The sequence below is a fragment of the Hymenobacter ruber genome (assembly GCF_054783255.1).
The window spans coordinates 2,054,167-2,072,335 of record NZ_BAAGQX010000004.1 but is presented as its reverse complement, the minus strand read 5'-3'; the positions used below and the strand labels follow the sequence as shown (position 1 = coordinate 2,072,335).

Annotated in this window: 19 protein-coding genes; 8 read left to right on the top strand and 11 right to left on the bottom strand. The window is 60.0% G+C overall.

Annotated elements, in window-relative coordinates; genetic code table 11:
• Positions 1-111: 111 nt before the first annotated feature.
• Positions 112-1,419, bottom strand: a complete 1,308-nt coding sequence (locus tag ACYVM5_RS19420) for an amino acid kinase family protein (RefSeq protein WP_460619746.1) — start codon at positions 1,417-1,419, stop codon at positions 112-114.
• Positions 1,420-1,591: 172 nt separating this feature from the next.
• On the opposite strand from ACYVM5_RS19420, the gene fbp reads away from it, so the two are divergent.
• Positions 1,592-2,650 (top strand): class 1 fructose-bisphosphatase, encoded by a 1,059-nt coding sequence (fbp, locus tag ACYVM5_RS19415; RefSeq protein ID WP_460619745.1) that lies wholly within the window; start codon positions 1,592-1,594, stop codon positions 2,648-2,650.
• 71 nt (positions 2,651-2,721) lie between these two features.
• Here the strand turns inward: fbp and ACYVM5_RS19410 are convergent, their stop codons facing one another.
• The 3 genes from ACYVM5_RS19410 to yihA form a co-directional block, all read right to left on the bottom strand.
• Complete coding sequence (locus ACYVM5_RS19410; RefSeq protein ID WP_460619744.1) at positions 2,722-3,351, bottom strand: DUF5606 family protein; 630 nt, start codon at positions 3,349-3,351, stop codon at positions 2,722-2,724.
• 122 nt (positions 3,352-3,473) lie between these two features.
• Positions 3,474-3,932 carry an energy transducer TonB gene (locus tag ACYVM5_RS19405; RefSeq protein ID WP_460619743.1) on the bottom strand — a complete coding sequence of 153 codons (459 nt, stop codon included), beginning with the start codon at positions 3,930-3,932 and terminating at the stop codon, positions 3,474-3,476.
• 82 nt (positions 3,933-4,014) lie between these two features.
• Positions 4,015-4,635 carry a GTP-binding protein gene (yihA, locus tag ACYVM5_RS19400; RefSeq protein WP_460619742.1) on the bottom strand — a complete coding sequence of 207 codons (621 nt, stop codon included), beginning with the start codon at positions 4,633-4,635 and terminating at the stop codon, positions 4,015-4,017.
• Between the two features lie 436 nt (positions 4,636-5,071).
• Between yihA and ACYVM5_RS19395 the strand changes: the two genes are divergently transcribed.
• From ACYVM5_RS19395 to ACYVM5_RS19380, 4 genes are all read left to right on the top strand, one after another.
• Complete coding sequence (locus tag ACYVM5_RS19395; protein WP_460619741.1) at positions 5,072-7,318, top strand: OmpA family protein; 2,247 nt, start codon at positions 5,072-5,074, stop codon at positions 7,316-7,318.
• Positions 7,319-7,496: 178 nt separating this feature from the next.
• Complete coding sequence (ubiE, locus tag ACYVM5_RS19390; RefSeq protein ID WP_460619740.1) at positions 7,497-8,225, top strand: bifunctional demethylmenaquinone methyltransferase/2-methoxy-6-polyprenyl-1,4-benzoquinol methylase UbiE; 729 nt, start codon at positions 7,497-7,499, stop codon at positions 8,223-8,225.
• Positions 8,226-8,230: 5 nt separating this feature from the next.
• Positions 8,231-8,977 carry a porin family protein gene (gene porT, locus ACYVM5_RS19385; RefSeq protein ID WP_460619739.1) on the top strand — a complete coding sequence of 249 codons (747 nt, stop codon included), beginning with the start codon at positions 8,231-8,233 and terminating at the stop codon, positions 8,975-8,977.
• 90 nt (positions 8,978-9,067) lie between these two features.
• Positions 9,068-9,814 (top strand): Rossmann-fold NAD(P)-binding domain-containing protein, encoded by a 747-nt coding sequence (locus tag ACYVM5_RS19380; protein WP_460619738.1) that lies wholly within the window; start codon positions 9,068-9,070, stop codon positions 9,812-9,814.
• 57 nt (positions 9,815-9,871) lie between these two features.
• On the opposite strand, the gene ACYVM5_RS19375 is transcribed toward ACYVM5_RS19380, so the two are convergent.
• Together ACYVM5_RS19375 and cdd are read right to left on the bottom strand one after the other, a co-directional pair.
• The gene (locus ACYVM5_RS19375) at positions 9,872-10,525 is read right to left on the bottom strand and encodes an alpha/beta hydrolase (RefSeq protein ID WP_460619737.1); all 654 of its coding nucleotides are present in this window, start codon (positions 10,523-10,525) and stop codon (positions 9,872-9,874) included.
• Between the two features lie 23 nt (positions 10,526-10,548).
• A complete protein-coding gene (gene cdd / locus ACYVM5_RS19370) occupies positions 10,549-11,049 on the bottom strand; it encodes a cytidine deaminase family protein (protein WP_460619736.1) in 501 nt (166 codons plus the stop codon).
• A gap of 172 nt (positions 11,050-11,221) precedes the next feature.
• Here cdd and ACYVM5_RS19365 point away from each other — a divergent pair, with 172 nt between their 5' ends.
• Genes ACYVM5_RS19365 through ACYVM5_RS19355 form a run of 3 tightly spaced genes read left to right on the top strand, consistent with a single transcriptional unit; the run spans position 11,222 to position 14,271 of the window.
• On the top strand, positions 11,222-12,568 hold the full coding sequence (locus ACYVM5_RS19365; protein ID WP_460619735.1) for a saccharopine dehydrogenase family protein: 1,347 nt from the start codon (positions 11,222-11,224) through the stop codon (positions 12,566-12,568).
• A gap of 49 nt (positions 12,569-12,617) precedes the next feature.
• Positions 12,618-13,586, top strand: a complete 969-nt coding sequence (locus ACYVM5_RS19360) for a hypothetical protein (RefSeq protein WP_460619734.1) — start codon at positions 12,618-12,620, stop codon at positions 13,584-13,586.
• A complete protein-coding gene (locus tag ACYVM5_RS19355; protein ID WP_460619733.1) occupies positions 13,579-14,271 on the top strand; it encodes an ABC transporter ATP-binding protein in 693 nt (230 codons plus the stop codon). The genes ACYVM5_RS19360 and ACYVM5_RS19355 overlap by 8 nt, the downstream gene beginning before the upstream one ends.
• Positions 14,272-14,338: 67 nt before the next feature.
• On the opposite strand, the gene ACYVM5_RS19350 is transcribed toward ACYVM5_RS19355, so the two are convergent.
• The 5 genes from ACYVM5_RS19350 to aroQ form a co-directional block, all read right to left on the bottom strand.
• Positions 14,339-15,064: a tRNA1(Val) (adenine(37)-N6)-methyltransferase gene (locus ACYVM5_RS19350; RefSeq protein ID WP_460619732.1), complete on the bottom strand. Its 726-nt coding sequence runs from the start codon at positions 15,062-15,064 to the stop codon at positions 14,339-14,341.
• A gap of 7 nt (positions 15,065-15,071) precedes the next feature.
• Positions 15,072-15,545, bottom strand: a complete 474-nt coding sequence (gene rnhA / locus ACYVM5_RS19345; RefSeq protein ID WP_460608307.1) for a ribonuclease H family protein — start codon at positions 15,543-15,545, stop codon at positions 15,072-15,074.
• A gap of 1 nt (position 15,546) precedes the next feature.
• On the bottom strand, positions 15,547-16,107 hold the full coding sequence (locus ACYVM5_RS19340; protein WP_460619731.1) for a MarC family protein: 561 nt from the start codon (positions 16,105-16,107) through the stop codon (positions 15,547-15,549).
• 134 nt (positions 16,108-16,241) lie between these two features.
• The gene (locus ACYVM5_RS19335) at positions 16,242-17,309 is read right to left on the bottom strand and encodes an aminotransferase class V-fold PLP-dependent enzyme (protein ID WP_460619730.1); all 1,068 of its coding nucleotides are present in this window, start codon (positions 17,307-17,309) and stop codon (positions 16,242-16,244) included.
• Between the two features lie 357 nt (positions 17,310-17,666).
• A complete protein-coding gene (aroQ, locus tag ACYVM5_RS19330) occupies positions 17,667-18,113 on the bottom strand; it encodes a type II 3-dehydroquinate dehydratase (RefSeq protein ID WP_460620205.1) in 447 nt (148 codons plus the stop codon).
• Positions 18,114-18,169: the final 56 nt, after the last annotated feature.

Genomic DNA, 18,169 nt, shown 5'->3' with positions numbered 1-18,169 from the left:
CGAAGGACCTTCTCACGTCAGCACTTCGCTGCTCAACCGTAAGAAGGTCCTTCGCTCCGCTCAGGATGACAAACGCTTTATCTACTGCCTGGGTTGGCTCAACTGCCCGCCTCAGTCCTGGCACACGAACTGGAACGTGTGCCGTGTGCGCTGCTCCAGCAGCAGGCGCTTGCCGGCCGTGAGCCGCGCAATGCTGGCCGCGTCGTAGTTCTTGATGGTAAACAGCGTGAGCCCGGTATTATAATGAAGCGTGAACTGCTCGCGCAGCAAATCGAGCAGTTGGTGCACCCGCCGCTCCGAATAATCGACGCACACCGAGAAGCTGATGGCCGAGTTCTGCATCACGTTAATCTTGAGCTTGGCCTGCGCCAGCCCCGCAAAAATCACCGCCATGTTCTCCTCCGAGATAAACGAAAAATCCTTGCTCGCGAAGGATAGCAGCACTTGGTTGGTCTTCCGAATGAAGGCCGGTGCCAGCGCCGGATGCTGGCAATCGTGAATAAGCGTGCCCTCCGCCGCAGGGTCCAGAAACGACTTCACCCGCAGCGGAATGTTACGGTCGGCCAGTGGTTTCAGCGTTTTGGGGTGGATGACGGACGCGCCATAATACGCCATCTCAATGGTTTCGCGGTAGCTGATTTCGGGGTAGCGCACCGTATCGGGGAAGATTTTGGGGTCCGCGTTCAGCAGGCCTGCCACGTCTTTCCAGATGGTCACCGACTCGGCCCGCAGGCAGTAGGCCAGGATGGCGGCCGTATAATCGGAGCCCTCGCGGCCCAGGGTGGTGGTGCGCTCCTTATAAATGGTTTTGGATGGGTCTTGGATAGTGGGCACGCCGTAGCTGGTGCCCCCCAAAAAGCCCTGAGTAACAACAGGCCCTTCAAGTAACAATTGCTTCAACGCATTCTGAACGGCCACTTCGGTACGGTACCAATCTACCCGGGCTTCGCGCCAGGAATTATCGGTTAAAATCAGCTGCTGACTGTTGAAGCTCTGAGCGCCGAGCGCATGCGCCACCAGTTGCGAGGCGAGCATTTCCCCAACGCTGACTACTTGGTCATAATACTCGTCATAATTATTAGTGGGCTTTATTTTCGCTAAACGCTGCCGCAGTTGCAGCAGCAGCTTATTGAAATACCAGCCTATTGCTGATTCAGAAGTCAAGTTCAGCTCAGTAGCAGCTTTCTGATGAAATTGCTCCACTTTCTGAAGTGGTACCTCATAATTCTGCTGCTTATACGCCAGCTCATAAATCTCCTCCAGCGCATTGGTCGTCTTGCCCATCGCCGACACCACAATCACCAGCGGCCCCTGCGGCCCAAAGTCCCGCACGATGCGGCAGAGGTTGAGAATAGCCGCCGCATCCTTCACCGATGCGCCGCCGAATTTGTACACCTGAAGTCCCTGTGCTTTCTCCATAGGCCCCAAAAGTAGCGCCGCCGGCTGCAAATGCGGTTTTTTAAGTCGCGCGTCACGGTTTTGAATCAGTGACCCAGACCTTGCATTTAAACGCAACCGATTGCACTTCGCCCCGGCTAGAGTAGCTTTGTTGGGCATTCCCGCTACCTCAATTCGATTCCCAATTCGCTATATGGACCACAATAAACTGGCCCTGCCCGTCGGCACTACCCTCGACCGTTTCATCATGCGCAAGCAGGAAGATTTCCCCTACGCCACGGGCGAACTCTCCCAGCTGCTGCGCGATATCGCCCTGGCTGCCAAGATAGTTAACCGCGAAATCAACCGCTCCGGCCTCATTGATATTGCCGGCGCCTACGGCAGCCAGAACGTGCAGGGCGAGGACCAGCAGAAGCTCGACGTCATTGCCAACATCCGCTTCATCCGTGCCCTGCGCAACGGCGGCGAAGTCTGCACCATCATCTCCGAAGAAGACGACGAGATGATTCAAACCGGCAACAACCAAGGCAAGTACGTAGTGGCCATCGACCCGCTCGACGGCTCGTCGAACATCGACGTAAACGTGAGCATCGGCACCATTTTTAGCATCTACCGCCGCGTGTCGCCCACCGGCCGCGAGGGCACCGCCGCCGACTGCCAGCAGCCCGGCACCCACCAGGTGGCCGCCGGCTACGTCATCTACGGCTCCAGCACCATGATGGTCTACACCACCGGCAATGGCGTCAACGGCTTCACCTACGAGCATTCCCTCGGCGAATTCTTCCTCTCGCACCCCGACATCATCACGCCCAAAACTGGCGCCATCTACTCCATCAACGAGGGCAGCTCCGATTCCTTCTCGCCCGGCGTGGCCGCCTTCGTGCAGCAGTGCAAGGACCAGAATTTCTCGGCCCGCTACATCGGCTCGCTGGTAGCCGATTTTCACCGCAACCTGCTCAAAGGCGGCATCTACATTTACCCCGCCACCGCCAAAAACCCCAGCGGCAAGCTGCGTCTCATGTACGAGTGCAACCCCTTGGCCTTCATCGTGGAGCAGGCCGGCGGCAAAAGCAGCAACGGTCACCGCCGCACCATGGAAATCGAGCCACAGACCCCGCACGAGCGCTGCCCGGTTTTCATCGGCAGCAAAGAGCTGGTAGAGCAGGCCGAAGCCCTCATCGCCCAAGCCCAGCAAGCCCCCAAAGAGCAGCCCGCCAAAGAGCCCAAAGCCAAAGCCGACACTGCAAAATAAGCTGGGCATTCATAGCAAAAAAGCCGCTCCTAAAATCAGGAGCGGCTTTTTTGTTCGTAATCAGGTCGAAACTACTCGGCCTTTTTGCGGCTTTTCTTGGCCGGGGCGGCGGCTTCTGGATTGCCTTTGGCGGCCGGGGCAGCATCTGCTGCGCCAATCACGCCGCCGGTGCTCAGGGGCTCGTTGGCGCTGGGCTCGGTGGCCGCCGCTTTAGCAGCTTTGGTCGATTTGGCTTTGGCTTTCGGAGCTTCTTCGGCTGCGGGTGCGGCCAGGGTTTCCTCCTTAGCAGTTTCAGTGGCGGCCGCTTCCTGATAGGGGCGGTGCTTGCTCACGATGCCGTACCAGGAGGCCAGCTTCTTGATATCGGACAGGTACACCCGGTCGCGGTCGTAATCAGGAATCACGCCGGCCAGGAAATCGGTCAGCTCGCCTTCGCTCGACTTCGCCGTCACGGGCGAAGCCGCGCCGTGCTTCTGATAAATGCGCTCGAATACTTCCGTCAGCGGCACCGTTTCTTCGGGGTCCTGGGTATAGATGGAAATCTCCGACAGCAGCGACACTTTGTTGCGGGCCGGGGCCAGCGTGCGGGTTGCTTTTTCGTCGAGGCTTTCGACCAGCACGCCGTGGCGGGCGGCGCGCACCAGGCGGTACAGGCCGGGCATGCCGCTGATGGCGGCCAACTCTTGCAATTCGTAGGGCATTTTTGGGAATATTGAGAATGAAGAATGAAAGAACAAAGAATGAGGAATGAAGCAAGAAACGCCGTGGGGCCATTTCACCAGCTTCATTCCTCATTCGTCCTTCTTCAGGGCAAAACTACGGATTATTGCGCATCCAACGCGTTCGAACCCGTCACGCCGAGCTTGAACACAATGGGCAGGCTGGCCCGAATGGGCAGTTCCGGCTTTTTAAACTTCAGCAGGCGCACCACGCGCAGTGCTTCTTCGCCCGTGCCGCCGCCCAACTGCTTCACAATCCGCAGGTCCTGCATCGTGCCATCGGCATTCAGCTGAAAGCTGATGATGCACTGGCCCTGAATGCGGTTGCGCTTGGCCAGCGGCGGGTAGTGCAGCTCCTTGGCAATAAACTCGTACATGGCCGTCTGGCCGCCTTCGTAGTACTCAGCCACCGGAATGGACTTGCCCACCGAGCCAATGCCGGTGCCTTGCTCCGTCTGGGATTTCGGTGGGGCAGTATTAGGCGTGGTTTGGGCAGCGGCCGGCGCGGCCGCCACCAGCAACAGGCCCAGGGCCAGCTGCGGAATGGAAATGTTTTTGGTCATGATGTTAATAAATGGGCGGAGGAAACAAGGATTAAAAGCAGCCCATACGGGCCAGTGGGCGGTTGGCAATTTAGGGGCCAATCTACGCATTGGCGGCGGCATCCGCCTTCCACTCATTGTTCACCTCCGCAATAAAGTCCAGCACTTCGTCGCGGCCCAGCCCGGTTTCGGCCGAGGTCAGGAAATAGCGCGGCAGCTCGTCCCAGATTTCGCTCATCTTGCGCAGGTAGTCGGTCACCAGCGCCTTGGTCTGGGCCGTCGATTGCTTGTCGGCTTTCGTGAATACCATTACAAACGGAATGCCTTCCTCGCCCAGCTTTTCCATAAATTCCAAATCGACCGCCTGCGGCGCGTGGCGCGAATCAATCAGCACGCACACGCACATGAGATTGGTGCGGTTGCGCAGGTAGTAATTAATCATCTTGGCCCATTCGGCGCGCGAAGACTTGCTCACTTTGGCATAGCCATAACCCGGCAAATCGACCAGAAACCAATTGTCATTGATGACGAAATGATTAATTAATTGCGTCTTGCCCGGCGAGGACGACGTTTTGGCCAGCGCCTTACGTTCCGTCAGCATATTAATGAGCGACGACTTTCCCACGTTGGAACGGCCGATAAATGCGTATTCGGGCAGCGTAGGAGCGGGGCACAAATCGGCCCGCGAATTACTGGTCAGAAAACGCGCGTCGTGAATAATCATGGATAAGGCAGGGAATAAACGGGAAATTAACGAGCCGCAAAATTACGCCGGAATGCAACCCGATGATGAATAAATAAAAATGAAGCAATGAATGGCTATTTCATTGGTGCTTCTATATTTGCGCGGCATGCCAGCCAAACCAGCAGGCCGCTGCCGCCGCACTCGACCACACCCAAATGGCCGAAATTTTGCCAAAAACCGCTTTTCGTAAGCAAACAGTCTATCTTTGCCCGCTGTTGGCGGTGCCATGACGGGGCTACCTGTGGGCTTTTACGCCCGAAAGTCGGTTACCTTCTGCGCAAATGCGCATTAAAGCCTAACCCTATCGTGGTTTTTCAGTATAAGCCCAAAATATAGTTTCCTGCTGCTGCCTCCGGTGGCGCAATCTGCACTTACAATCCCTTCAGAAATTTCTTTTTTTCAAACCTCTCCTCCAATGGACAACTTATCCAGAAGGTTACTGCAAGCGTCGTGCGCCGTTGCCCTCACCGCCACCATCGCCTCTCCGGCACAGGCGCAAAGCACGCGTAAGGACCTGAAAACCGGCAACAAGTTCTTCGAGCAGGAAAACTACCGCGCTGCCCTGCCTTACTACGAAAAGGTATTGGCCAAAGACCCGAACAACGCCAAAGCGCTGTTCAACGCCGGCATTTCCTACATGTCGTTCGACAAGGAGAAGGCCAGCGACTACATCTACAAAGCGCAGAAGCTGAAGCCGAAAGTTTCGAAGGACGTGGAATACTGGCTCGGCCGGGTTGACCACCTCAACTACAACTTCGACGAGGCCGTAGCCCACTTCCAGGCCTATAACGCCACGCTGAAGAAGAACGACCAGCGCAAAGAAGAACTCGCCCAGCTCATTCAGCATAGCAAGAATGCCAAGGTGCAGTTCAACTCGCCCAAGGACATTTTTGTAAAAAACCTGGGTCCTACCATCAATACGCAATTCTCGGAGCACAGCCCCGTGATTTCGTCGGATGACAAAATTCTCATCTTCACCTCGCGTGGCGAAGCCGTAACTGGTGCTACCGGTAGCGTGAGCGACAAGAAGAACAAGAGCGTTGCCGCCGACGGTGAGTACTACGAAGACATCTTCGAAGCCACCCGCGTGGATGACGAGAACTGGCAGAAGCCCCGCTCGCTGAGCGGCGTGCTGAACGGCAAAGGCCACGACGCCTCCATCCAGCTGTTCGACAACGACACCAAGATGTTGATGTACCGCAACGACAACAACGGTGACATCTTCGTAACCGATAAGAGCGGCGGCGACTGGACGGCTCCTAAAGCACTGGACGGCAACATTAACTCGAAAGCTTTTGAGTCGGATGCTTTCATCACGCCAGATGGCCTGACCATCTACTTCTCGACTGGTAAATACTCGGAAGACGGTACGCTGGACCTCTACACCGCTACCCGCACCTCGACGGGTTCGGACTGGGGTACGGCCCGCTCGCTGGGTGCCAACATCAACACCAAGTACGACGACGACAGCCCCTACCTGAGCAAGGACGGCAAGACGCTGTACTTCTCGTCGCGCGGCCACAACACCATGGGCGGCTACGACATCTTCAAATCGGAGTACGACGAAGCTGGCCGTAAGTGGGGCCCGGCCCAGAACATGGGCTACCCCGTGAACACGCCGGACGATGACTCCTACTACCGCCTGAGCCCCGACGGCTCGTATGCTTACCTGAGCTCGTACCGCATTGGCGGCTACGGTGAAAAGGACATCTACACCATCAACTACATCAAAAACGCCAACATCGTTGGTAAGGTGTTCTCGTCGAAGGACAGCACTACGGTAATCCCGGGTGTGGAGCTGGTGTTCAGCGGTTCGCAGGCTGATAAAACGGCCCTGAGCTTCCGCGACATTACCAAGCCGGATGGTGCTTATCAGGTAGCTGTGCTTTCGGGCCGTACCTACCAAGTAGCTGTGAGCAAGGACGGTAAGCCGATTGAGACGCAGGAATTTGCTGTGCCGGTTTCGACGAACGACTCGACGACCATCACGAAGAATTTCTACATCAACTATGTAGATACGACTCAGACGAATATGTTCGCTACCAAGAACATTTACTTCGATACTGACAAGTATAAGCTGCGTCCGGAGTCGATTACGACGCTGAATGAAATCAGCCAGGTGCTGACGGCTAACCCCGGCATCAACATTTCGGTAGAGGGCCATTGCGACTCGCGCAATACCGACGAGTACAACATGGTACTCGGCCAGAACCGCGCCAACGCCGCCTTCAACTACCTGAAGAAGCAGGGCATTGCTGAAGCTCGTATGACGACTGTGAGCTACGGTGAGCGTCGTCCGGCCGCGCCGAACGATTCGCCTGAGAACATGCAGCTTAACCGTCGTGACGAGTTTAAGGTGGTGCTGAAGGAAGGCGAAACCATGCCGACCATGAACGCTCCGACCAGCACGACCGGCAGCGGCATGGGCGGTTCTTCGACCACGACCACCACGACTGCTCCGCTGAGCCCCGGCAAGAGCAAAGTGAAAATGGCCGACGGCACCAAGGTGAAAACCAAAGTGGACGAGGACTCGGACAAAGTGAAGGTGAAAACCAAAGGCTCGGCCGGCGACAAGTCGAAGACCATCACCAAAGACGGTGAGCTCGACGCAAAAGCCAAAGACGCCAGCGGCGAAAAAACCAAAGTGAAGGCCAAGAACTAATTATTGTTCAGGCTACTAAGTTGGGAAGCGGGCCGGGCAATTTGTCCGGCCCGCTTTTATTATCACGCGTTCAGAAGTGCTGCCATTCTTTTCTGGTGGCGCCTGCTAACAAACCAGCCCGATTGGGCGTTGGGAGAGAACAATTTTCCCGCTTCATTAACGTTCTTTGCGCCCGCACATGGCCGTCGTACCCTACAAAGACAATTCCGCCGATAAGAAATCGCAGGTTGCCCAGATGTTTAACTCCATCGCGGGTAAATACGATTTTCTCAATCATTTCCTCAGCGCTGGCACCGACATTTACTGGCGGCGCAAAGCGGTGGACGAGCTGAAAACCCTGCGTCCGGCCCGCATTCTGGACATTGCCACCGGTACCGCCGATTTCGCCATCGAAACCCTGCGGGCCGCCGCACCCGATGCCCGGGTAACGGGGGTTGACATCTCGGAAGGGATGCTGGAGGTGGGCCGGCGCAAGCTGGCGGCCAAAGGGTTGGGCCACCGCATTCAGCTGGAGCTCGGCGACTCGGAAAACCTGCCGTTTGAAGACAATGAGTTCGACGCGGTGACGGCTTCGTTTGGTGTGCGCAATTTTGCGCATTTAGAAAAAGGACTGGCCGAAATGCGGCGGGTGCTCCGGCCCGGCGGCAAGCTGGTGGTGCTGGAGTTCAGCAAACCAACTGCTTTTCCGCTCAAACAAGCGTATAATTTTTATTTCAGTCGGGTGCTGCCGGTTTTTGGCAAGATGATTTCCAAGGACCAGTCAGCATATACGTACCTGCCCGAATCGGTGCAGGCCTTCCCCGACGGCCCCGATTTCTTGGCCATTCTGGCCAAAGTTGGCTTCAAAGAACCTGCATGGCAACCACTCACCTTCGGCATAAGCTCCATTTACACCGCGCAGAAATAAAGCGCTTGCTGCTGCTGGGCTTGCTGGCGCTGCTGATGCCCACGGCCGCGATGGCGCAGCGTAAAGCCCAGTCGCGGGCCAACCGGGGCAAAAACGGCACCCTCAAGTCCATCACGGTGAACAACCTGCCGGGCTACGATGACCGGTGGTTTCATCCGGGCATGTATATCAGCGGCTCGGCTTCGCGGTTCGTGATTGAGCAGTCGAGTTCATACATAAGTAACCAGTATGTGACGGCCAATTCCATCTACAGCCCAAGTTTGGGCGTGGGTTTTATTGGCGACGCGCGGATTGGCGGGCCTCGCTCGCCGTTTATTTTTCGATTTGCGCCGGGGGTTAATTTCCTCACGCGCAAAGTGGAATTTACGCCGCGTAATTACCCGGTGCCAGACTCGGTGGTGACGCAGGAAGTGACCTCGACAGTGGTGCAGTTTCCGCTGTTGATTAAGTACCAGTCGGACCGGCGGCGCAACTCGCGGATGTACATGATTGCCGGTATCAACCCCAGCGTCACGGCCAGCAACCGTCGTAGCGACCCGTTGCGCAATCAGCTTCAGGCGCTCGGCAGCGACCTGACGCTGGAGTATGGTGTGGGTCTGGACCTGTTCTACCCGCTGTTTAAGCTGGCCCCGGAAATTCGGTTTTCGCATGGGCTGAAAAACCTGCTGGTGGGGCACAATGATGTATTCAGTAATAGCCTGCAAAGCATCAGCACCAATTCGGTGACGCTGTACATCAATATTCAAAACTGATTTTCCAGTAGTCGGCATTGGGTAGCCAATCGTTGGACCATGTTGTTCCGGCAATTGACTACCCAATGCCGACTTTTCATTTCAACCTATATGAAAACTGCTTTTGTAACCGGCGCTTCGTCGGGCATTGGCCGGGCTACGGCGGTGGCACTGGCCAAGGCCGGCTACCAATTGGTGGTAACCGGGCGGCGGCGCGAACGGCTGGATGAACTGGCGGCGGAACTGGCCCCGGTGCCGGTGCACGTGCTCGTGTTCGATGTGCGCGACCGGCCGGCCGTGGACGCGGCCGTGGCCACGCTGCCCGAGGCACTGCGGGCGCCGGATGTGCTGGTGAACAACGCTGGCGGCGCCCACGGGCTGAATCCCATTCAGGCGGGCGACCCGGCCGACTGGGATGAGATGCTGGATGCCAATGTGCGCGGCCTGCTGAACGTGACCCACGCGCTGCTGCCGGGCATGACGGCCCGCAAAACGGGCTTCATTCTGAACATTGGCTCCATTGCCGGGCAGGAAGCCTATGCCAACGGCAACGTGTACTGCGCCAGCAAAGCCGCCGTGCAGATGCTCACCAAAACCATGCGCCTCGACCTGCTGCCTACCGGCGTGCGCGTGGCCGAAGTAAACCCCGGAGCCGTGGAAACCGAGTTTTCGCAGGTGCGGTTTAAAGGCGATGAAGCGCGGGCGGCGAAGGTGTACGAGGGCTTCGAGCCGCTGAAGCCGGAGGATATTGCCGAGGTAATTGTGTTTATGGTGACCCGGCCGCCGCACGTAACCATTGCCGAGGTGCTGGTACTGGCCGGTGCGCAGGGCGCAGCTACCACAATTAACCGGAAGTAGGTTGCGACAACTGAAAAGCCCCGTCGGCTGCGCAAGAGCGCAGTTGGCGGGGCTTTTCTATTGCCCTGAAATGGCTAGTTTCTCCAGAATAGCGCGGTTCAATTCGTGCTTTCCGGCGAAAGTGAGTAATTGAGCTTTGGCCCCTGATTGCTGTAGTTGCTGGCATTGTTGCTCAGCCTGAACCATGGAAATGTATTCGTCATCGGAGCCAATGACAACGGAAAGCGGCAGGCCTTGCAAGAGACTTTCGGTAGCGCTGGGGGTAATATCATCAGGGAAGCCGCCGGCCCAGAGGACGAGGTGCGCGGGGCGAAATGCGGCTTGAGCCAGCCAGCGCCCCACAGTGGCCGTGCCCTGCGAAAAGCCCAGCACGGTGACGTGCACATCGGGTGGGCACTGCGGCAGCACAGCGGCGGCCAGCTGGTTGAGAAAGTTAACGTGGTCGTCGATTTCGTGCAGGCGGTCCTCGCGGGTCATCCAGCTGGCGCCTACGCGGCCACCGTTGCCGCTGAGGTAGAAGCGCGAGAGGCCCTCGGGGGCGATGATGACGGTGGCCGGGTCGGCCTCGGCCAGAAAGGCAAAGTGGCGAATGAAATACGCCGCCAGCTGCCCATAGCCGTGGCAGACGAACCAGATGCGCCGCGTTTGGGACGATAAATGGCCCAGCTGTTGGTAGCGGGCGGTACGGGCAACGGTGATATGGCGCTCCATGAAACCGTGGGGCCGGCTACTGTCTACCCAACGGGCGGCAGGTCGTCGGGGGAGAAGCAAAAGGGCATGAGGGCGCTGAGCGTGCTGAAGCGCAGGATGGTACCATCGCGGCCGGGCAGGAGCAGGGGGATGGGTTGGCCCTGGCGGCTTTCGTATTCCAGCATTACCTGGCGGCAGGCACCGCAGGGGAGGGCGGGACCAAAATTGCCGTGGCGGGGGCGGGCGGCCACAGCCATGCCCACAATGGGCGCGTGGCCGGGCTGCGCGGCGGCGAGGCCAAACAGGGCCGTGCGCTCGGCGCAGAGGCCGCTGGGGTAGGCGGCGTTTTCCTGGTTGGTGCCCTTGAAAATGGTGCCATCGGCGAGGAGCAGCGCGGCCCCGACGTGGAAGCCGGAATAGGGGGCGTAGGCGTGCGCGGTGGCATCGCGGGCAGCCTGCCAGGTGGTGTGCTCGGCGGGGGTGAGGTCAGTAGCGGCGTCCAGCTCTTCGAAGTCAATAAGCTGCTGGCGGGAATTGCGGGCCATGCGGATGGGATTAGGGGGCGGCGAAGGTAATACGGAACAGGGGATAAGGGATAGGAAATAAGGAAGAAGTAACGGGAGACAGGGGAAAAGGGAGTCGGTGCAGGATGAATGGCTTTGCTTAAACAAGGCACCTGTGCCCTGTCCCTTATCCCTTATCCCCCATATTTGCCGCATGACTTCCCGCCTTTTGCTCCTCGGGGCCGGCCGTTCGGCCTCGTCCCTCATTCAGTACCTGCTGCGCCACGCGCCCACCGAAAACTGGTTCCTGACCGTGGCCGACGTAAACCCGGCGCATTTGGTGCCGGTGCTGGCCGCCCACACCGAGTACGCCCGTGCCGTGCCGTTTTCCACCGATAATGAGGCGCAGCTGGAAGAGCTGGTGAGCCAGGCCGATGCCGTGATTTCGATGCTGCCGGCCGCCCTGCACCCGGTGGTGGCGCGGGCCTGCGTGCGCCACGGCCGCCACCTGGCCACGGCCAGCTACGTAAGCCCGGAAATTCGGGGGCTGCACGACGAGGCCAATGCTGCCGGGGTAACGCTGCTCATGGAATGCGGGCTGGACCCCGGCCTCGACCATATGTCGGCCATGCGGGCCATTGCCCATATCCGGCAGCGTGGGGGCATCATTACGAGTTTCAAAAGCTACTGCGGCGGCCTGCTGGCCCCGGCCGCGGAGGGCGATAATCCGTGGAAATACAAGTTCACCTGGAACCCGCGCAACGTGGTGCTGGCGGGCCAGAGCACGGCCAAGTTCCTGGAAAATGGCTTGCCGCGCTTCATCCCGTACCAGCAATTGTTTGCCCGCACCGAAACGCTGACGGTACCCGAATACGGCGATTTTGAAGGCTACGCCAACCGGGATTCGTTGAGCTACCGCGCGCCGTACGGGCTGGAGAATATTCCGACTATTTTGCGGGGTACGCTGCGGCGGCCGGGCTACTGCGCCGCCTGGCACGCCCTGGTGCGCCTGGGCCTCACCGATGATGCGGTGAACCTCGACAACCCCGAAACCATGACCTGGGCCGAGCTGGTGGCCGCCTACCTGCCGGTATCCCACATTCCGCACCTCGACCTGGCTCAGCGCACGGCCACTTATCTCGGCCTGAACCCCGCTGGCGAAGAAATGGACCGCCTAAATTGGCTGGGCCTGTTTTCGGACCGGCCCGTGGGCCACGCCCACGCCACGCCCGCCCAGCTGCTGGAGCGCCTGCTGGCCGAAAAGTGGCAGCTCCAGCCCCACGACCACGACCTGATTGTGATGCAGCACCTCTTCGAGTTTGAGCTGCACGGCACCACGCATCGCCTCACCTCTTCGCTGGCCGTGGAAGGCGACGACGCCACCCACACCGGCATGGCCAAAACCGTGGGCCTGCCGCTGGGCATGGCCGTGCGCCGCCTGCTGCGCGGCGAAGTGCCCCAGCGCGGCGTGCTCATTCCGGTGAATGCCGACCTGTACGAGCCCATTCTGGACGAGCTGGCCATGGACTACGGCATCCGCTTCCACGAGGAAGAAGCGTAGTGGAGGTGGCCGGACAATAAGCGGCGGGCGCCGGGCGTTACCTTGGCCCATGATGCCACTTCGGGCTTATTTGAGACTGCGCGTCCGGCTGCTGGGCCGGCTGCTGCGCGAAATTGGGGTGTTGCGCCTGGGGCTCTTGGCTCCCGTGCTGGTGGCAGCTTTGGGGCGGGGCTTAGTATTGGGAGTCAATCACCCGTGGGGGCAGTGGGCAGTACCGGTTCTGATTTTCCTGACGCTGGCCTCAGCCCACCGGCAGCGGGCCGATTTGCGCTTTCTGTTTATCAGTGCGCCGCACTTTCGGCGCTGGCTGGCCACGGAGTACCTGCTTTTGGCTTTGCCCGTAGCGGTAGCGCTGGCTATTTTCAATGACTGGGGCGCGGCCCTGCTGACGCTGGCACTGCCCGCCACGGCGGCGCTGCTGCCCGCGGCCCGCGATAGCCGCAGCACGCAGCACCGCGCCCGGAGCCCGTTTCGAACCGAGGCGTTTGAATGGGTGAGTGGCATGCGCAGCGGCGGGCTCTGGGCCTGGCCGGTGCTGCTGGCCGGGGCCGTGTGGCAGCACGCCTCGCCGCTGGGGCCGGGCGTGGCGCTGGTGGCATGGCTGCTGGTGCTGCTGGCCTGCTACGGCACGCCCGAGCCGGTGACCATGCTGGTGCTGGCAGCCCGCACGCCGGGGCCGTTTCTGCGGCGGCGGCTGGGGCTGGGTGTGGGCTACGCGGCGCTCACGGCCGCGCCGTTTTTCTGGCTGCTGGCGGCGGGGCCGGCCGGTGGGGGCGGTGCAGTGGCGGTGGCCTCGTTTTGGCTGGGGCTGGTGGCGTTGCTCATTCTCACCAAGTATGCGTTTTACCCCAATGCCACGCACATTCGCACCACGCAGGCGCTGGTGGTGGGCGTGGCGCTTACCTTGTTTGCCCATCCGGTGTACCCGGTGCTGCTGCTGGTGGCAGTAGGCGGCCTCATCTGGCAAAGCCGGCGGCGGTTACGCACTGTGCTGGGACAATCCGAAAACCATGCTTGAAATCAAGAACCTGCGCAAAGCCTACGGCTCACACGTCGTGCTGCACGGCGTCAGCCTGAGCTTGCTGCCCGGCACCATTCACGGGTTGGTGGGAGCCAATGGCGCGGGGAAAACCACGCTCATCAATTGCCTTTACGGGCTGGAAAACGACTTTGCCGGCACCGTTCGCAGTACGGCCGGCCCGGCGGTGCGGGAGCAATGCGGCCTGCTGCCCTACGAGCCATATTTCTACCCGCGCCTCACGGGGCGCGAGTACCTAGAGTTCTGCCTGCAGGCCCGGGGCCGGCCGGTGGTTGATTTCACCGGCTGGAATCAACTATTAGAATTGCCCCTGGACCAGTATGCCGATGAGTACTCGGCTGGCATGCGCAAGAAGCTGACCCTGCTCGCGCTACTGGTGCAGCAATTTGACTACCTCATTCTCGACGAGCCCTTCAATGGCCTGGACCTCGAAGCCAACCTGCTGCTGAAGGCCATTCTGAAGCGCCTGCGCGACCGGGGCACGGGCATTCTGCTCACCTCGCACATCCTGGGTGCCCTCACCGAAACCTGCGATGAAATCTCGGTGCTGGTGGACGGACGGGTGCAGCGGCACTACGCTGCCAGCGAGTTCGGCACGCTGGAGCATGACTTGCTCGATAGTCTGCACCGCGAAAAGCTGGGCTTGTTGGCCGGGCTGGTGTAGCGTGAAGTAGCGCGGACTTTGTAGTCCGCGAATTAAACGAGTTCACTTGCGGACTACAAAATCCGCGCTACAGCGCCAGATAAAACCCCGCCAGCAGCGCCCGAAACTCCGCCGAATATTCCGCGTCGTTTTCCGCTGTACGGATGATAAGCTCCGTTTCCCGTACCTCTATTGCCTTCCACCTAAAGCCTGTGATGTGCCGCAGCGGCCGGCTGCCGGGCCGGTGCCGCACCACCAGGCGCGTAGCCGGCCGCAACCCAACAGCGGCGGCTACGCGCTCAAATGCCTGCATTTCGGGCGGTGGCAGCAGCACGGTTAGCAAGCCGGTGGGCAGCAGAAACTCCGCTGCAAAAGCCGCCAGTGCGTCAAAAGAAAGCGTATCGGCGGCCTCGTGGCGGGCCGTGGTGCGGGCCGCATCGGGCGAGCGTAGCGACTGCCGAAAGAAGGGCGGGTTACAGATAATGTGACTGAATGGCGCGGGCCGCGTGGCCGCAAACGCCGCCAAACCCAACGCGTGCACCCGAATGCGCCCGGCCCACGGGCTGGCCGCTGCATTGGCCGCGGCTTGTGTGGCAGCTGCTGCGTCAATCTCCACCGCTTCAACTGCCACAGTGGCGTGGCGCTGGGCGGCCATAAGCGCCAGCAGGCCGGTGCCGGTTCCGATATCCAGCAGGCGGGTGGACCCGGTGAGGTCGGCGGCTGCGCCGAGCAGGCAGGCATCAGTGCTCACCTTCATGGCGCAGGCCGCTTGCTCGATGCGAAACTGCTGGAACTGGAAGTAGTCGTTGGGCATGAAACAGCTACAGCAGCGACTTAGTGGCTTCGATAGCCTCGTAGCCCTCATCTACCAGCAAGCCTTTGCCCAGCGCGCTTTGCACGGCCAGTACGTCGCAGCGCTCATTTTCGGCGTGGCCGGCGTGGCCTTTTATCCAGTGGAAGGTGACTTTGCGCTGCTTGTAGATGCGCAGGAAGCGCCGCCACAGGTCCTCGTTAGCCTTCTTGCCGAAGTCGGGCTTCTTTTCCCAGCCGAAAACCCACTTTTTCTCCACGGCATCGACTACATACTTGGAATCGGATACGACGCGGATGGGCAGGTCGGGGCGGGTCACGGCTTCGAGGCCGACTATCACGGCCAGCAGTTCCATGCGGTTGTTGGTGGTGCGGCGGAAGCCCTGGGTGAGCTCCTTCTCGTGGGGGCCGTAGCGCAGAATGGCCCCGTAGCCGCCCGGACCGGGGTTGCCGCGCGCCGAGCCGTCGGTGAACAGGTGAATCATCTTAAAAATTAGCCTTGAATAACTTGATAGCGATGGCCAGCAGAATGACGCCAAACACGCGGCGCAGCACGTCCTCGCCGGCTTTGCCGAGCTTGCGCTCAATCCAGGGACTGGTTTTGAGCACGGCATACACGAACACAAGGTTGAGCAGGATGCCGACCAGGATGTTGGGCAGCGTGTAGGCGGCACGCAGCGAGAGTAGCGTGGTCATGGTGCCGGCCCCGGTGATGAGCGGAAACGCCAGCGGCACAATGGAACCGGTGCTGGCCGTGAGGTCGGAATGAAAAAGCTGGATGCCGAGTATCATTTCCAGCCCGATGAGGAAGATGATGACCGCGCCGGCCAGCGCAAAACTCTCATTATCTACCCCAAATAACCGCAGAATGCTCTGGCCCAGAAACAGGAAGGCCACCATGAGGCAGCCTGCCACGAAGGTGGCCAGCTCGGCCTTAATCTGCCCCTCGCGCTGCCGAATCTGGATGATAATCGGGATGGAGCCCACGATGTCAATCACCGCAAAAAGCGTGAGCGTGACGGAGAATATTTGCTGGATATTGAGCATAATGGAGGGATTGTTTCGCCTGTCATCCTGAGCGCAGCGAAGGACCTTGTCGCGTTTGCGCCGGTTGGATTACTGCAAACCGTTGAGTCGTGAGAAGGTCCTTCGCTGTGCTCAGGATGACAGCCATTAGCACGTTACCCCGGGTATTCTTTTGCGAAAAACTGTACCAAGGCCTCCATGGCGGCGTCGGGCACGGCGGGGAAGTTGGCGATGCGGATGGTGGTGTTTTTGAGCGGGCCGTAGCCGCTGCCCAGCTGCAGGCCGGCTTCCTTGGCTTTGGCTTTGATTTCTTCGATGAGCGCAGGCTCGCCGCGCAGGCCGATGACGGTGGTGGAGCGGGTTTCGTAGTTGTGAACGAGGGGCGAGAGCGGGGTGGCCTGCTCGAAGAAGGCGTAGAGCTTTTCGGCGCGGTCGGCCAGGTGCTGGTGTACGGTTTTGATGGGCTCGCGGTCGGCCAGCACGCGGCTCATGAGATAAATGCCCAGCACGTTGGGCGTGTAGTTGGTCTGGTAGTTCAGCATCTGGCTCAGCAGGGCGGGCAGCGCGTTGTAATGGGCGCGGTCGTTCACGAGCTTGGCCTGGGCCACGGCGCGGGGCGAGAGAATCATCACGCCCAGGCCGGCCGGCAGCCCGAAGCACTTCTGCACTGAGCCGTACCAGATGTCGGCCTTGATGTATTTCAGGTTCAGGCCGGCCAGCGAGCTGGTGGCATCCACGGCCAGCAGGGCCCCGCCGAGGCGGTTATATAGGTTCAGGATGAAGCCTTCACGGAGCTGGGTGGCGGTGCTGGTTTCGTTCTGGGTGATGCACACCAGGTCGGTATCATCAGCAGCGAAGGGCAGGCTGGCCACGTCGGGCAGCTCATCGAGCCCGAAGCTGAGGCCCGTGCTGGCCGGCCGGATGGCCTTGGCGTACTTGTACCACTTCTCGCCGAAGTCGCCGTTGTAAATATGAAACGAGCGGCGCGGGGTGAGGCTTTGGGCCAGGATTTCCCAGCATTCGGTGGCCGAGCCGGTGAACAGGACGGTGTAGTCCTGCGGCACGTTGAGCTTGGCCTTGAGGTCGGCAACGGTCTGGCGCACCAGGCTGATGACTTTGTCGGAGCGGTGCCCGGCCGAGAGCCAGTCCTCGTCAAACGCATCGGTGAGGTACTGCCGAACGGCGGGATATACGGCCGAAGGGCCGGGATTGAAAGTATACATGGGAAGGGAGGTCTGAGGAGTGAGGCGCCGCCGCCGCAAAGGTAGCGGCTGGGCCAACCGCCGGAAGAACGATTTTGGGGCCGGCGAACGCCGCCCCCAACGTTTCGCCGCCGGTTTTCAGTGCATCGAACACCCTGCCCGGCCTTTCGAACCCGTTGCCCGGCCCTTCAAACACTTCTCCCGGCCTTACGAGCAGTACGCCCGGCGTTTCAAACACCTTCCCGGCCGTTACGAACAGTCATCCCGACCTTACGAACACTGTTCCCGACCTCGGGAATACTGTTCGTAAGGTCGGGATGACCGTTCGTAGGGCCGGGAAGACCGTTCGTAACGGCCAGGAAGGTGTTTGAAAGCTTTTTATACCCGAAAGCCCACGCGCTTGGGCGCCTGGTTCACGAACCACTGCACGGCGAGGCGGTAGCTTTCCAGTCCGAAGCCGCTGATGCTGCCGGCGCAGTGCCGCCCAAAGAGGCTGCGTTGGCGAAAGTCCTCGCGGGCGTGCAGATTGCTCAGGTGCACCTCCACCACGGGCGCGCTGATGGCGGCCACGGCATCGGCCAGGGCCACGCTGGTGTGGGTGTAGCCCCCGGCGTTGAGGATGATGCCGTGGTGAATGAAGCCGACTTCGTGCAGCTTATCCAGAATCGCGCCCTCGTGGTTGGACTGAAAGTGCGTGAGCTTCACCTGCGGAAAGGCTTCTTCGAGCTCAGGGAAAAAGTCTTCGAAGGAGCGGTTGCCGTAGATGCCGGGCTCGCGGCGGCCGAGCAGGTTGAGGTTGGGGCCGTTGAGGATGAGGATGTCCATGCGTAGGGGAATTGTCAAAGGGCAAAGAACGGCTGTAGAGACGCGACACTTCGCGT